Annotated in this window: 14 protein-coding genes and 1 pseudogene; 13 read left to right on the top strand and 2 right to left on the bottom strand. The window is 37.0% G+C overall.

Features of this window, described 5'->3' with window-relative positions; genetic code table 11:
- Positions 1-30: 30 nt before the first annotated feature.
- The 13 genes and pseudogenes from uvrC (at position 31) to EHW89_RS06250 (ending at position 13,290) form a co-directional block, all read left to right on the top strand.
- Complete coding sequence (uvrC, locus tag EHW89_RS06310) at positions 31-1,830, top strand: excinuclease ABC subunit UvrC (RefSeq protein ID WP_126467383.1); 1,800 nt, start codon at positions 31-33, stop codon at positions 1,828-1,830.
- Between the two features lie 63 nt (positions 1,831-1,893).
- Positions 1,894-2,901 (top strand): hypothetical protein, encoded by a 1,008-nt coding sequence (locus EHW89_RS06305; protein WP_106100966.1) that lies wholly within the window; start codon positions 1,894-1,896, stop codon positions 2,899-2,901.
- On the top strand, positions 2,898-4,619 hold the full coding sequence (locus EHW89_RS06300; RefSeq protein WP_126467381.1) for an AAA family ATPase: 1,722 nt from the start codon (positions 2,898-2,900) through the stop codon (positions 4,617-4,619). Before EHW89_RS06305 ends, EHW89_RS06300 begins: the two co-directional genes overlap by 4 nt.
- A gap of 104 nt (positions 4,620-4,723) precedes the next feature.
- A complete protein-coding gene (locus EHW89_RS06295) occupies positions 4,724-5,329 on the top strand; it encodes a nitroreductase family protein (protein ID WP_003068452.1) in 606 nt (201 codons plus the stop codon).
- A 19-nt stretch (positions 5,330-5,348) separates the two neighbouring features.
- Positions 5,349-6,749: a dipeptidase PepV gene (gene pepV, locus EHW89_RS06290; RefSeq protein WP_126467379.1), complete on the top strand. Its 1,401-nt coding sequence runs from the start codon at positions 5,349-5,351 to the stop codon at positions 6,747-6,749.
- A gap of 55 nt (positions 6,750-6,804) precedes the next feature.
- Positions 6,805-7,662 carry an SDR family oxidoreductase gene (locus EHW89_RS06285; RefSeq protein WP_126467377.1) on the top strand — a complete coding sequence of 286 codons (858 nt, stop codon included), beginning with the start codon at positions 6,805-6,807 and terminating at the stop codon, positions 7,660-7,662.
- Between the two features lie 9 nt (positions 7,663-7,671).
- A complete protein-coding gene (locus EHW89_RS06280) occupies positions 7,672-8,253 on the top strand; it encodes a uracil-DNA glycosylase family protein (RefSeq protein WP_126467375.1) in 582 nt (193 codons plus the stop codon).
- Between the two features lie 241 nt (positions 8,254-8,494).
- The gene (locus EHW89_RS06275; RefSeq protein ID WP_126467373.1) at positions 8,495-8,947 is read left to right on the top strand and encodes a MarR family winged helix-turn-helix transcriptional regulator; all 453 of its coding nucleotides are present in this window, start codon (positions 8,495-8,497) and stop codon (positions 8,945-8,947) included.
- Positions 8,944-10,476 carry an ABC transporter permease/substrate-binding protein gene (locus EHW89_RS06270; RefSeq protein WP_126467371.1) on the top strand — a complete coding sequence of 511 codons (1,533 nt, stop codon included), beginning with the start codon at positions 8,944-8,946 and terminating at the stop codon, positions 10,474-10,476. The genes EHW89_RS06275 and EHW89_RS06270 overlap by 4 nt, the downstream gene beginning before the upstream one ends.
- The gene (locus EHW89_RS06265; RefSeq protein ID WP_126467369.1) at positions 10,473-11,192 is read left to right on the top strand and encodes an ATP-binding cassette domain-containing protein; all 720 of its coding nucleotides are present in this window, start codon (positions 10,473-10,475) and stop codon (positions 11,190-11,192) included. Before EHW89_RS06270 ends, EHW89_RS06265 begins: the two co-directional genes overlap by 4 nt.
- 23 nt (positions 11,193-11,215) lie before the next feature.
- Positions 11,216-12,169 (top strand): annotated as a pseudogene (locus tag EHW89_RS06260) (zinc-binding dehydrogenase).
- 106 nt (positions 12,170-12,275) lie between these two features.
- On the top strand, positions 12,276-12,974 hold the full coding sequence (ldcB, locus tag EHW89_RS06255) for an LD-carboxypeptidase LdcB/DacB (protein WP_126467367.1): 699 nt from the start codon (positions 12,276-12,278) through the stop codon (positions 12,972-12,974).
- Between the two features lie 25 nt (positions 12,975-12,999).
- Entirely contained in the window at positions 13,000-13,290 is a 291-nt protein-coding gene (locus EHW89_RS06250) for an AraC family ligand binding domain-containing protein (protein WP_049507921.1), read from the top strand.
- 129 nt (positions 13,291-13,419) lie between these two features.
- On the opposite strand, the gene EHW89_RS06245 is transcribed toward EHW89_RS06250, so the two are convergent.
- Together EHW89_RS06245 and EHW89_RS06240 are read right to left on the bottom strand one after the other, a co-directional pair.
- Positions 13,420-13,665: a type B 50S ribosomal protein L31 gene (locus EHW89_RS06245; protein ID WP_003023866.1), complete on the bottom strand. Its 246-nt coding sequence runs from the start codon at positions 13,663-13,665 to the stop codon at positions 13,420-13,422.
- Positions 13,666-13,768: 103 nt separating this feature from the next.
- Complete coding sequence (locus tag EHW89_RS06240; protein ID WP_126467365.1) at positions 13,769-14,707, bottom strand: DHH family phosphoesterase; 939 nt, start codon at positions 14,705-14,707, stop codon at positions 13,769-13,771.
- Positions 14,708-14,840 lie beyond the last annotated feature (133 nt).

Raw genomic sequence — 14,840 nt, 5'->3', positions numbered from 1 at the left:
CTTTTGGTCATTTCTGCTATAATGTTAATTATGAATAACTTGATTCAATCAAAATTAGAATTGCTGCCGACTAGTCCCGGTTGCTATATTCATAAAGATAAAAATGGTACCATTATTTACGTAGGTAAGGCTAAGAATTTGCGCAATCGGGTGCGCTCTTATTTTCGTGGGAGCCATGATACTAAAACGGAAGCACTGGTGTCTGAGATTGAGGATTTTGAGTTTATTGTCACGGAGTCTAATATTGAAGCCTTGCTGCTTGAAATCAATCTAATCAAGGAAAATCGGCCTAAATATAACATCATGCTTAAGGACGATAAGTCCTACCCTTTTATCAAAATCACCAATGAGATATATCCGCGACTTATTATTACACGTCAGGTTAAAAAAGATGGTGGTTTATATTTTGGTCCGTATCCTGATGTAGGTGCTGCGAATGAAATTAAGCGCCTGCTGGATCGCATTTTTCCTTTCCGCAAGTGTACCAATCCACCTGAGAAAGTTTGCTTCTACTATCATATCGGACAGTGTCGAGCTCATACTGTCTGCCATAATGATCCACATTTCTTTCAAGAGATGGCTCAAGAAGTGGCAGATTTCCTCAAAGGTCATGATAATAAGATTATTGATGAATTGAAAGGAAAAATGACTAGTGCTGCTGAAAAGATGGAATTTGAAAAAGCGGCTGAATACCGAAATTTGCTTCAAAGTATTGCGACACTTCGCACCAAGCAACGAGTGATGGCAAAGGATTTACAGAATCGGGATGTCTTTGGCTATTATGTGGACAAAGGATGGATGTGTGTACAGGTTTTCTTTGTCCGTCAAGGAAAACTCATTGAGCGAGATGTAAATATGTTTCCTTATTACAATGACCCTGACGAGGATTTTCTGACCTATATTGGTCAATTTTATCAGGAAAAATCTCATCTGATTCCCAATGAAATTTTGATTCCATCTGATATTGATGAAATAGCTGTTCAGGCTGTGGTGGATACGAAGATTCTCAAACCTCAGCGAGGAGAGAAGAAACAGCTGGTTAATTTGGCTATTAAAAATGCGCAAGTTAGTTTGCAGCAGAAGTTTGATTTGTTGGAGAAATCTGTTGAAAAAACACAGGGAGCTATTGAAAATCTAGGTCAGTTGCTCAATATTCCCACTCCAGTTCGGATTGAATCGTTTGATAATTCCAATATTATGGGAACTAGTCCTGTTTCAGCTATGGTGGTCTTTGTCAATGGGAAACCCAGCAAAAAAGATTATCGCAAGTATAAAATTAAGACAGTTGTCGGTCCTGATGACTATGCTAGTATGCGAGAAGTGATTAAGCGCCGTTACAGTCGGGTTATGCGAGATGGTTTAATACCGCCTGATCTTATTATCATTGATGGTGGTCAGGGGCAAGTCAATATTGCTAAAGACGTCATTCAAAATCAATTAGGGTTAGATATTCCTATCGCTGGTTTGCAAAAGAACGACAAGCACCAGACGCATGAATTACTCTTTGGCGATCCTTTGAAAGTGGTTGAGTTATCTCGCAATTCGCAGGAATTTTTCCTCCTCCAACGTATTCAGGATGAAGTTCACCGCTTTGCCATTACCTTCCACCGCCAGCTTCGCTCAAAAAATTCCTTTTCATCGCAATTGGATGGTATTGAGGGTCTAGGACTCAAGCGCAAGCAAAATCTGATGCGACACTTTAAATCCTTGACCAACATCAAAAAAGCCAGCGTGGATGAAATTGTCGAAGTGGGTGTACCGCGAAAAGTAGCGGAGGCTGTGCAGAGAAAACTCAATCCTGCAGAATCTCAGGCAGAGTTAAAAGACTGAGGATGAATTCACTACCAATGCAAGGTCGCGTTAGCGACCTTTTGTGGTATAATTGGGAGACTAGTGGAAAATAATGAGGTGCTTGTTGTGATACCAATAGAAAAATCGAATCCAGTTGCTGTTGAAAAGATTTGCTTGGAATTATATAAGAAAATGAATTTTTCTAAGTACAAAGATTTTAAGAGGGATTTGAAAGAATGGGTACAGAAAAATATTCCCGAACTTGGAAGTGAAGATGATGTATTTATAAAGATTATGACTGCAGATTATCACCTTTTACAAAAGTATAAAGATATTGGTAAGTCAGAAAATTTCTCAAAAAAAGAAGAAAAAATATCAAAGTATTTGATACAATCGTACGGTAAAATTGATTCTGAGTTCCGTAAAAAAATCATTGATTTAAAGAATATTACAGTATGTCCATATTGTAACCGTAATTATATAAATTCGATTTATAAAAGTATTCATTGTAGCCAATGTAATCAAAATTTCTTTATCCTTGATGAAGCTGATAAAAAATGTCCTACATGTAAACGGAAGAGTAGGAAAAAAGGAAAACCGATTAATACAGCACAATTGGATCATTTTTTTCCTAAAAATAAGTACCCACTTTTTGCAGTGTCCTTTTATAACCTGATACCTAGTTGTTATAGCTGTAATCATGTTAAGTTGGAAAAAGAATTAAAATATAGTCCGTATAATACGAATTTTCGATTTGATGATGTAAAATTTACCTACATACCTAAAGCTATTGATGGCCTTGAAATTAAAATTTCTTCTCAATATTCAGGATTTAAGCAATCTATAAAGGATTTGGGAATTGAAGAATTGTACCAAAGTCACATTGATGTAATCGATGAATTATTGTGGAAGAAAGAAGTATATACAAATGAGTATAAGCAAGGCTTATCAGCTATTTTGGATAATACTGATTTGAAATTAACAAATCATGAAATCGATAGATTTATAACTGGATTCTATATCAATAAAGAAGACTATGGGAAGCGTCCACTCTCAAAAATGGTTGCAGATATTAGTAGAGAAATTGGACTGATAGGAGGAGAGCAATGAAATTAATTGCTTTGGTTATTAAGCAGTATGATAAACTTTTTAAAGAACAAATTTTTAATTTTTCAGACGAATATAAAGTTGATTTTAACTTTGAAACGAATGAATTAAAAATTGATAAAAATCCAGATTATATTGAAAATTTTTATGGAGAGTCTATTTATAATATTTCACCAATAGTTGGGATAAATGGGACTGGGAAATCAACTTTATTGAGATTGATGAGGGAATTAGGAAAAAAATCAGATTCTCATTTAGAAAGTAATAGTTCTTATTTTAAAGTATTTAGGGATAATGAAAAATTCAAAGTAGATAAGCACAATATAGATATACAAGAGAATGAGAATTTTGAAGTTTATGGTGATGATGAACAATTTCAAGAACCAAATGTAAACACAGCAATAAATTATTATAATTTGCATAATCAATCTTTTTGGGGTGTGACAGGGGTGCCAGAAAACAGCAATATATTAGAAATGGAAATCAATTGGTCCTCGTTAGCAAATTATTTTAGGATTTACTCAGAGTTTTATGATAAAGAGATTTTTTCTGATTTCAAATTTAAAATCTTATTAACAAAGTCTTCTTCTTATTCTGAGTCTTCAACTAAAGAACTAAATAATAAGAAAGAATTTATTAAAGATGTTTGTTTAAGATTAATTTCATTTTTCATAGAAAAAAGACAGGATAGTTTAGGAGATTTGAAAGAAAAGATAGATAAAGCATTGAAAGATATAGCTCATTTTAAATACAGAAATGATGATGACTGTGAGTCAGATATTACATTTTACTTAGAAAAAATGCGTTATTTAGATAATGAGTTAGCTTCACTAATGAATAGTTTGAAAGTAGAAAATCAGAAAGTTAGTTTTTTTGAAGTTTTTCAAAAGATTTCTGATTTTTTATTTCTTCTTAATAACTATATTATGTCTATAGAAAATGAAAAAATATTAATAAAATTTTCACGAGATTTATCACAAGACCAAGAGTTTTTAGATATTTGTAAGAAATTTGACTCACTTCGTAGTTTTTTAAATCAGAATTCATATTTGGGATTTAATATTCTAGAATTTGATTCTTTTTGTATGTCAGCAGGTGAAACTAACTTTATTAGATTATTTTCAAATGCTTTGACTTCACAACAATTTAATGAGGATATCAGAGATTATATATTTTTAATTGACGAAATAGAAATGGGAATGCATCTGGAATGGTCACGAAAGTTAATTAATAACTTCGTAGAGTTTTTGAAAAGAGAGAGACGACGGGAAGACGTAAATTTACAGCTTATTTTCACAACCCACTCTCCCTATATGTTATCTGATATTAAACCAGGAAATGTGATTATGCTTGAAAAGAATCAAGAAACTGGATACTCAGAAGGGAAAGTTTTGCAAAATACTTTCGCTAAGAATATCCAAGAAATCATGAAGGAAAATTTGATTGATAATATTTATGGTGATTTTGCCTTAGCAAAGATTAATTCTATGATAAGTAGACTAAATGGAGAAGTGGCGCAGGCAGGAGATGAAGAAGAGGGACTATTAAAAGAAATTCATTTGATTAGCGAGCCTATTCTCCGTAATAAATTATTAGAGATGTATGATAAGAAGTATAAGACAGAGGAGTCCAGCATTGATAAGCAATTGAATCAACTTAACCTTAATGTTCAACAACGTATGCAAGTTAAAAAAATGATTGAAGAGAACAATAAAAAATAGAGTTAGAGCAGTAGGATTTTGTTGGAGTATTTTACTCAAACCCCTGCAAGCTCTTCCAATTTATGGTAAAATGGAATGAGTATAATAAGAAAAGGAAAGTCCTTATGAAATTTCTTGAATTAAATAAAAAGCGTCATGCAACTAAGCATTTCAATGATAAAGCAGTTGATCCAAAAGATGTGCGAATGGCGATTGAAATTGCAACTTTAGCGCCAAGTGCTCATAATAGCCAGCCTTGGAAATTTGTAGTTGTGCGTGAGAGAAATGCAGACTTGGCTGAGATTGCCTTTAATGCTAATCAGGAGCAAATCAAAGAAGCGCCTGTGACGATTGCTCTCTTTACAGATACAGACTTGGTGCAGCGCGCTCGTAAGATTGCTCGTACTGCTGGTATAAAAAATATGTCTGAAGAAAAATTGCAATATTACATGCAAAATCTTCCGACTCAGTACAGTCATTACACTGAACAGCAAAAGAGTGATTATTTAGCTCTCAATGCTGGATTGGTAGCTATGAATTTAGTGTTGGCATTGACTGACCAGGGCATTAGTTCCAATATTATCCTTGGATTTGATAAGTCAAAAGTCAATCAAGTGTTAGATATTGATGAGCGCTTCCGTCCAGAACTTTTAATTACTGTTGGCTACACAGACGATAAACTGGATCCAAGCTATCGTTTGCCAGTGGATGAGATTATTGAAAAACGTTGATAGAAAGGAATCTGATTTTATGACGATTGATTTTAAAGCAGAGGTTGAAAAACGTCGCGATGCTCTATTGGCTGACTTATTTAGCCTTTTGGAAATCAACTCCGAGCGAGATGATACGAAAGCAGATAAAGAACATCCTTTTGGGCCTGGACCTGTTAAGGCTTTGGAAAAATTCTTAGAATTAGCCGCGCGTGATGGCTATCCAACGAAGAATGTTGACAATTATGCAGGGCATTTTGAATATGGTGAAGGAAAAGAAGTGCTTGGAATTTTTGCGCATATGGATGTTGTGCCGGCTGGAAGTGGCTGGGATACAGATCCCTATACGCCAACTATCAAGGACGGTAAATTATTTGCGCGTGGTGCGAGCGATGACAAAGGGCCGACGATGGCTTGCTATTATGGACTGAAAATTATCAAAGAATTAGGCTTGCCGACATCTAAGAAGGTTCGTTTTGTAGTTGGTACAGATGAGGAATCCGGCTGGGCTGATATGGACTATTATTTCAAACACGTTGGTCTGCCAGAGCCAGACTTTGGCTTTTCGCCAGATGCAGAATTTCCGATTATCAATGGTGAAAAAGGAAACATCACTGAATATCTTCATTTTGCAGGGGAAAATGGCGGAGCTGCGCGCTTGCATAGCTTTACTGGCGGACTTCGTGAAAATATGGTTCCTGAATCTGCAACAGCAGTGGTATCAGGAAATGTGCCAAATCTTGTAGATAAATTGAACGAATTTGCAAAAGAATACGGACTTCGATTTGAATACCAAGAATTACCGAGTGGTCAAATAACAGTTACGATTGTTGGGAAGTCTGCTCATGGAGCCTCTCCACAATCCGGTGTCAATGGTGCGACTTATCTGGCAAAATTCTTGACCCAGTTTGATTTTGCAGATTCTGCTAAAGACTATCTTGAAGTGGCAGGAAACATTCTTTTAGAAGACCACGAAGGAAAAGCTCTGAAAGTGGATTATATAGATGAAAAAATGGGCGCTCTTTCTATGAATGCAGGGGTCTTCCGCTTTGATGAAGCAAGTGATGACAACACCATTGCCCTTAATTTCCGCTATCCACAAGGAACCAATCCAGAGGTGATCAAATCTAAATTGGAAAACTTGCCTGTGGAGAAAGTGACATTGTCAGAGCACGAGCATGTTCCTCATTATGTTCCAATGGAAGATCCACTTGTGACAACGCTTTTGGACGTGTATGAAAAGCAAACAGGGCTGAAAGGTCATGAACAAATCATTGGTGGAGGAACCTTTGGTCGTCTCTTAAAACGCGGTGTTGCTTATGGCGCTATGTTCCCAGGCTATACAGATACCATGCACCAAGCAAATGAATTTATAGATGTAGAAGATCTTTTCCGTGCAGCAGCTATTTATGCTGAAGCAATTTATGAACTGATTAAATAAAACAGGTAAACTCAGCTAGAAATAGTTGAGTTTCTTTCAAAGAAAGAGAACAATTATGATTTACACCATTACGAGTGCGACAGGTCAATTGGGGCAAAAGGTTGTTGCTGAAGCACGAGAACATTTAAATTCTAATGAAATTCGGCTATCTGTTCGAAGTCCCAAAAAAGCAAGTCAATATGTAACAGCAGGGATTGATGTTAGAGCAGCTGATTATTTAGATGTGGATTCTATGGTCGAGGCCTGGCGTGGAACGGATGTTTTGATTTACATTCCAAGTATTTCCCATCCAAGCATTGTGCGTGTGCCAGAATTTGAAAATTCGGTCATTGCAGCAGAAAGAGCTGGGGTTAAGCACTTTATCTTTGTTGGATTTTTCGCCGATCAAGTCAATAGTCCATTTCACATGGCGGCTTTCTTTGCTTATGCCAATACTCGTTTAGCATCAGCTGGATTTTCTTACAGCATTATCAAAAATGCTATGTATGCTGATCCATTGGTGCCTTATTTACCTGAGTTAATAGAGCGCAAGGCTGTTATTTATCCAATGGGAAATGCCAAAATGAGCTTTGTTTCGCGGGAAGATAGTGCAGAAGCTATTGTCAAACTGGCTATGTTACCTGCCTTACAGGGAAAGACGTATGTTTTGACCCAAGAACGCAATTACACAATGTTGGAGCTGGCTAATCTTTTGTCCGAGGTTTCTGGTCACGAGATTGGCTACCAACCAGTGACGGTTGAGGAATTTGCTGCCCTTTATGATCAACCAAAAGGTTTCGGTGTTGTGCTGGCTTCTCTTTACCAAGCTGGAAGTCAAGGCTGTTTAGACATTGTGACAGATGATTTTCGGACTATCACGGGACGGCAGGCAATGGATTTGAAAAATTATATGATGAAAAATTATCAAAAATAGAGGCAACAAATGGAAACGCTAGAAGACATTAAGAAAGCTATTATAGCTGATTCACAAAATCAAGCATATACCGAGCGAGGAATTGAGCCACTTTTTGCAGCGCCTAAAACGGCACGTATTAACATTGTCGGGCAGGCGCCAGGCATTAAAGCGCAGGAAACGCGCTTGTACTGGAATGATAAGAGTGGTGATCGCTTACGTGAATGGATGGATGTTGACTATGATACATTTTATCATTCTGGCTATTTTGCTGCGATTCCGATGGATTTTTATTTTCCAGGACATGGAAAATCAGGTGATTTGCCACCTCGCAAGGGTTTTGCTGAAAAATGGCATCAACAGATTTTAGAATTGTTACCAGATCTGGAATTGACTATTCTTATTGGCCAATATGCTCAGAAGTATTACCTTCATCAAAAAGGAACTGTAAAACTAACTGATACGGTAAAACATTATCAAGACTACTTGCCAAAATTTTTCCCGCTTGTCCACCCCTCACCACGAAATCAAATTTGGATGGCTAAGAATCCTTGGTTTGCAGAAACCGTAATCCCTGATTTAAGGGAACGGGTACAAAAGATTATTTCATAGAGTGTAGCAAAAGTTAATCATTTAAAAGTCTTTGATTTTATTGCACCAGAGTGGTTCATTAGTACTGAAGCGCCTAATGAATTTCTCCAAACCGCTGCGCTTTGCAAACATAATGCATAAATGATAGAAGCTAGGAACTTTTTTTCCAGCTTCTTTTTTAAAACAAAATCTTTGACAAAGAAGGTTCTATATAGTAGAATAAGCATAAATTTCTATATCGTATATTTTAGAAAGAAGAAAAATGAGTAAAAAAGTAATCAATGGTGGGTTTTACATCGGGAAAATTCATCGTTTGTCCAATCGACTGATGAATCACATTTTATTAGAACGAGGAATTCAAGCCTTTAATGGAGAGCAGGGACGTATTTTACATGCGCTTTGGAAAAAAGATTATCAGAGTCAAACGGAGCTGTCAGAGCAGACCGGCTTGACGCTGAACACACTTACTAAAATGATTGACAGAATGATTAGCATGAACCTTGTGGAGCGGTGCTCTCATGAAAAAGATAAGCGAAAAAAGATGATTTGCTTGACAGATTATGCCAAAGGATTGAAAAAGGAATATGATGCCATTTCGGATAAAATCATTGAAATCTTTTACAGCGGATTTTCTGACCTAGAAATTGATGAATTTGAGACTTATTTGGAGCGTATCGTGGCAAATTTAACCAAGCCAAGAAAGGATGAAGCATGAACGAGTTAATCAAATTAGTTACCAATCAATGGCAGTTTCTATTTAGTCTGGTGTGGGATCATATCTGGATATCGGGCTTGTCTATCTTGCTTGCTTTAATTTTGGGAGTTGGGCTTGGAATTTTCATCAGTTCCAAAAAAAGCTGGGCTGGTGTCGTTATCGGAATAGTGAATATTCTTTATACAATTCCCTCTATTGCCCTTTTAGGGATTTTGATTTCAATTACAGGAATTGGTAACAAGACAGCAATTGTAGCTTTAACCTTGTATGCACTGTTACCCATGGTACGGAGCACTTATACAGGGATTACAGGTGTTGATCCGCTTCTCGTTGAAGCAGCAGAAGGAATGGGTTCTACTCGCAAACAGATTTTAACCAAGGTTCAATTGCCACTTGCCTTTCCGGTCATGATGTCAGGTTTTCGCAATATGGTGACGATGACCATTGCACTAGCCGGGATTGCCTCTTTCGTCGGTGCTGGCGGTCTGGGGGTTGCAATCTACCGTGGGATTACAACCAATAATCAAACCCTAACCTTGGTCGGAAGTATTTTAGTAGCTTTGTTGGCACTGGTCTTTGATTTTATCCTCTCTTTGGTCGAAAAATCAATCTTAAACCATAAAAAAGTATCCAAAAAATGGTTGGTTGTTTTAAGTTTCATAACTCTTTTGACAGCAGGAACAATCGCGTTTTTGCAAATGAATCCAATGGGCGGAACGGTCAAGATTGCGACCAAGCCACAGACAGAAAACTATATCTTAGGAGAAATGCAAAAGCAAGTCATTGAAGAATATACCAATCTGAAGGTCAAAATGACCAAAGGTGTTGGTGGTGGTACCTCAAATATTCATCCAGCAATGGTTAAAGGTGAATTTGATATTTATGCTGAATACACCGGTACAATCTGGGAAGTTATTCTCAAAAAATCAGGCTCGTATGATGAAAGTCAATTTAAGACGCTTGAAAGTCAATACCGCAAGAAATATCAACTTGCATGGGCAAATACATTTGGCTTTAATAACACATATGGCTTAGCCGTTCGCAAGGATGTAGCAGAAAAATACAATATTAAAACCTTTAGTGATTTAGCCAAAGCTAGTCCTAATTTAACTTTTGGTGCAGAGTATGACTTCTTTGGTCGTGAAGACGGTTTTGCACGTTTGCAATCTACCTATGGTATGAAGTTCAAATCTCAAGTGGATATGGATAGCGGATTGAAATATCAGGCTATTAAATCCAGAAAAGTTGATGCGATTGATATTTTTACTACAGATGGACAACTTTATGGTGCCAATCTAGTGGTTTTGAAAGATGATAAAAAAATCTATCCTTCTTATCAGGCAGGAACAGTTGTTCGAGAAGCCACTCTAAAAAAATACCCACAATTGAAAAAAGCATTGGCAAAATTAGACGGTATTTTAACGGATAGTAAAATGGCAGAATTGAACCACAAAGTAGAAAACGACAAAGAAGAGCCTGCTAAAGTTGCTCATGACTATCTTGTAGAGAAAGGGATTTTGAAGAAATGATTGAATATAAAGAAATTAGCAAATCTTATGGAAAACAAGACATTATCAAAAATCTAAATCTAAAGATTGAAGACGGCACTTTTCTGACAGTTGTGGGGACTTCTGGCTCAGGCAAAACGACATTGTTAAAGATGATAAATGGTTTGGTCAAGCCGAATCAAGGGCAAATCCTTATCAATGGTCAAGATGTGCAGGACACGGATTTGATTGAATTGCGGCGAAACATCGGTTATTCGATTCAAGGAAATGGGCTTTTTCCGCATTTGACAGTTGCCGAGAATATCGCTTATGTGTTGAATTTGCAAAAGAAAAATCAAGCAGAAATAGAGAAGATTATTAATGAAAAGTTAGCTATACTTGGTTTGGATACCCAGCTAAAAAATCGCTATCCAGCAGCTCTTTCTGGCGGACAGGCGCAACGAGTGGGGATTGCACGTGCATTAGCTGCAACTCCTAATATTTTGCTAATGGATGAGCCTTTTGGAGCAGTGGATGCTATTACGCGCTATCAACTGCAGCATGAGTTGAAATCCTTGCATGAAGAAACCGGAATTACAGTTGTGTTTATCACACACGATATAGCAGAAGCTTTGAAACTAGGTACGAAAATCCTCGTTTTAGATAAGGGAGAAATCCAGCAATATGGCACGCCAGAGGAAATCAAACAACAGCCAGCTAATGAATTTGTAAGAAAACTACTAGAATTAGCAAGCTAAAGAGAAGTTCTATGAATCCAAAAATGAAAGCCATGGTGATTTATGAGCCTGGTGGTCCAGAAAAATTTGTTCTAGAAGAACGAGAAATCCTGAATGTAAAAGAAGGCTAGACTCTAGTCAAGATTAAAGGTTTTGGGATCAATCATTCAGAAATTTTCACTCGGAAAGGTCTATCTCCAACTATTCAATTCCCACGCATTTTGGGGATTGAGTGTGTAGGACAAGTGGTTGAAACGACAAGGAGAGATTTACAAATTGGACAAAAAATTGTCTCTATCATGGGTGAAATGGGACGTGCGTATGACGGTTCTTATGCTGAATATGCTCTACTTCCAAATGAGCAGATTTATCCCGTAGATAGCCAATTATCTTGGTCTGAGTTAGCAGCAGTACCAGAGACCTATTATACCGCTTTTGGCTCCTTCAAAAATCTGCAGATAAAAGAAGGAGATTCAATCTTAGTCCGAGCTGCGACAAGTGGCGTTGGATTAGCTTTCTTAAAATTGGTAAAGGCGCAATTCCCACAGAATCGTGTAGTTGGCGCAGTTCGTTCTCTCGCTAAAAAAGATTTACTTCAATATCTAGGTTTTGATGAGATTATTTTAGATGAAAAAGGAGTTTTGCAAACTGAGGAAAAGTTTGATAAAATCCTTGAATTAGTCGGTCCGGCTACTCTAAAAAATTCATTTGACCATATTCAAAGTGCAGGAATTATCTGTAACACTGGTCAATTAGGTGGCAAATGGTATGTAGAGGAGTTTGACCCAATCGTAGAAATAAAAAATAATAGTTTTTTGACGAGCTTTTATTCAGGCAATGTGAGCCAGCAGCTTATTGATGAACTTTTTAGCTATATTGATGCTTACCAAAGAAATTTATCTCCTCAACGAATCTTTTCGTTAGAGCAAATCCCAGCAGCCCATTCTTATATCGAAAGTCAAGCGGGATTTGGGAAAGTGGTCGTCTTAAATGATTAACTAGAAAAAATGAAAAGTGTGCAAATTGCATGCTTTTTTGAATTGACATACAGTATATCTATGCTTATAATGAAAATTAGAAAATTCTATAAATGAGGCAATACAGATGAAAAAAAGAATTGGGATTTTATTAGTAGCGAGTTTGTTTCTTTTGACAGCTTGTGGGGGAAAGAAAACGAATGTGGAAACGAAACAAGAAGGAAAAGCAACGTCTGCAAAAGTTGCGTCCTCTGAGCAAGCAAAGAAAAAAGCAAAAGTTCATTATAATGGTTCTTACTATAGTGTAAAAGGGAAATACGATGAAATTGTTATCGCAAATAAACATTATCCATTATCTTCAGATTATAACCCCGGTGAAAATCCTACTGCTAAAGCAAAATTGCTGGAATTGATTGCTGCTATGCAGCGCGAAGGCTATCCTATCAGTCATCAATATAGCGGTTTCCGTAGTTATCAAACGCAGGTTACTCTTTATCAAAATTATGTCAATCAAGACGGGAAAGAAGCAGCAGATCGTTATTCTGCCCGACCTGGCTATAGTGAACACCAAACAGGCTTGGCATTTGACTTGATTGGCACAGACGGAAATCTAGTAACAGAAGAAAAGGCAAGTCGATGGCTTTTGAAACATGCAGCTGAATATGGATTTGTCGTGCGCTATCTAAATGGTAAAGAAGACAAAACTGGATATATGCCAGAGCAATGGCACCTGCGTTATGTTGGGAAAGAAGCAAAAGCGATTGCAGATTCAGGACTATCTTTAGAAGAATATTACGGTTTTGCTGGGGGAGATTATAAGGATTAAAGTTGAACACAAGGAGACAATACACATGAAAATTTACACAATGAATCCTACTATTGATGTCGTGGAAACACCTGTTGAAGAAACTAGTCGTATCATCCGTCACCTTCACTTAGGAGAAGGAAAAATGATTCCTGAACACAAGGCTGATGCTTTGGTGACTGTTGTTTGTCTAGAAGGAAAGGTTGATTTTACAGCATCTGGTCAAACCGTTCAACTTGTTCCCGGAAGTTTTTTAACCATGGAACCCAATGAACTTCATAGTTTATATGGTGTGAAAGATAGCCATGTATTGGTTATTCAGCAATTAAAATACTGAATGTGAAAAAAGGTAAAAACTTGGAAGTCATACTGTCGTAGATTCCAAGTTTTTTTGATTATATAAAAAACCTTTCCCAAAATTGGAAAAGGCTTATTATCAACATTTTTTGTAATGTAAATACGATTTTTATTTGAGACCGTATTTTTTGTTGAAACGATCCACACGTCCATCTGCTTGAGTGAATTTTTGACGTCCAGTATAGAATGGATGTGAGTCTGATGAAATTTCCACACGAATCAAAGGATAAGTGTTTCCATCTTCCCATTCAACAGTTTCGCTAGAATACTTAGTAGAACCACTAAGGAATTTGTAGCCAGTTGAAGTATCCATAAAGACAACAGGACGGTATTCAGGATGAATATCTTTTCTCATTTTTAAAAATTTCCTTTCTGCCATGGTCTCTCTGCGAGCCATAGATTCGTTACTTTGATAGTTTACCAAATTCTAGCGGATTTGACAAGTCTTTTCTACCAAATTATTTCCTTTTTGCCAATTCTTTCAATTCTTGATAAACTTCTTCGATTTCTTCTTTGGAGTAAGCATTGGCACCACTGGCAAGAGGATGACCGCCTCCGTCGTGTTTTTTAGCTACTTCATTAATCGGGATAAATTTACTCCGCAACCGAACGCGATAATTGCCATTTTCTTGCTCAACAAAAATTCCCCATAATTCAACGCTGTCAATACGCCCCGGAGCTGAAACGATAGCAGAAGTGTCAGCATCTGTTAAATGATTGGCTTTGAGAAGTTCCTGAGTTAAAATGACACGAGCTGCACCATTTTCATCGACTTCTAAATGGTCATAAACATAGCCTTGAAGTTTAGCGATTTGATAGCTGAAAGAGTCCATTTTTCGAGCCAAAGCAGCAAAATCAAAGGGATACTCGCGAAGTTTACTTGCGACAACCATTGTGCGGGCAGTTGTGGCAGGATATAGGAATCGTCCTGTATCACCGACAATTCCAGCATAAAGTAGTTTAGCAGAATAATCATCTAGTTTCAGTTTATTTTCCAATGCAAAGAGAGCAATTAGCTCACTAGCACTACTAGAGCTAGTATCTACCCAAGAAATATCCCCGTAAATGTCATCGTTTGGGTGATGATCGATTTTGATGAGAAAATCTCCTTTGTTGTACCGTTCGTCATCAATCCGAGCAGTATTTGCTGTATCACAAACAATAACTAAAGCATGTTTGTAATCATCGTCTGAAACATCATCCATTTTGGCCAGCCAAGCAAGAGTCGGTTCAGTCTTTCCCGCTGCTTTAATCTTTTTCTCAGGAAAATTGACTTGAAGTAATTTTTTCAAACCGACTTGACTTCCTAAGGCATCAGGATCAGGTCGCATGTGACGATGAATGATGATCGTATCATATTCTTTAATTTTATGTAAAATTTGCTTGAAAATTTCCATATGATAACCTCCGCTCTACCTTTTATTCATTGTATCATAAGATGATTATTTTAAAAAGTAAAAGGGGAAAGTAGGGAACTTCAAGAGATTTGAAGTGCAACAATTTGTTCAATGTGTTATAATAAACTGATAG

This window comes from Streptococcus periodonticum (genome assembly GCF_003963555.1).
GTDB classification, from domain to species: domain Bacteria; phylum Bacillota; class Bacilli; order Lactobacillales; family Streptococcaceae; genus Streptococcus; species Streptococcus anginosus.
The sequence above is the reverse complement of the archived record's forward strand: the minus strand, read 5'-3'. Positions and strand labels throughout refer to the sequence as shown.

Coding starts and splice junctions, on each gene's coding strand:
- uvrC (WP_126467383.1), top strand. CDS start 31: ATGAATAACTTGATTCAATCAAAATTAGAATTGCTGCCGACTAGTCCC.
- EHW89_RS06265 (WP_126467369.1), top strand. CDS start 10,473: ATGATTGAATATAAAGAAATTAGCAAATCTTATGGAAAACAAGACATT.
- EHW89_RS06300 (WP_126467381.1), top strand. CDS start 2,898: ATGAAATTAATTGCTTTGGTTATTAAGCAGTATGATAAACTTTTTAAA.
- EHW89_RS06285 (WP_126467377.1), top strand. CDS start 6,805: ATGATTTACACCATTACGAGTGCGACAGGTCAATTGGGGCAAAAGGTT.
- EHW89_RS06295 (WP_003068452.1), top strand. CDS start 4,724: ATGAAATTTCTTGAATTAAATAAAAAGCGTCATGCAACTAAGCATTTC.
- EHW89_RS06245 (WP_003023866.1), bottom strand. CDS start 13,665: ATGAGAAAAGATATTCATCCTGAATACCGTCCTGTTGTCTTTATGGAT.
- ldcB (WP_126467367.1), top strand. CDS start 12,276: ATGAAAAAAAGAATTGGGATTTTATTAGTAGCGAGTTTGTTTCTTTTG.
- EHW89_RS06280 (WP_126467375.1), top strand. CDS start 7,672: ATGGAAACGCTAGAAGACATTAAGAAAGCTATTATAGCTGATTCACAA.
- EHW89_RS06275 (WP_126467373.1), top strand. CDS start 8,495: ATGAGTAAAAAAGTAATCAATGGTGGGTTTTACATCGGGAAAATTCAT.
- pepV (WP_126467379.1), top strand. CDS start 5,349: ATGACGATTGATTTTAAAGCAGAGGTTGAAAAACGTCGCGATGCTCTA.
- EHW89_RS06240 (WP_126467365.1), bottom strand. CDS start 14,707: ATGGAAATTTTCAAGCAAATTTTACATAAAATTAAAGAATATGATACG.
- EHW89_RS06250 (WP_049507921.1), top strand. CDS start 13,000: ATGAAAATTTACACAATGAATCCTACTATTGATGTCGTGGAAACACCT.
- EHW89_RS06270 (WP_126467371.1), top strand. CDS start 8,944: ATGAACGAGTTAATCAAATTAGTTACCAATCAATGGCAGTTTCTATTT.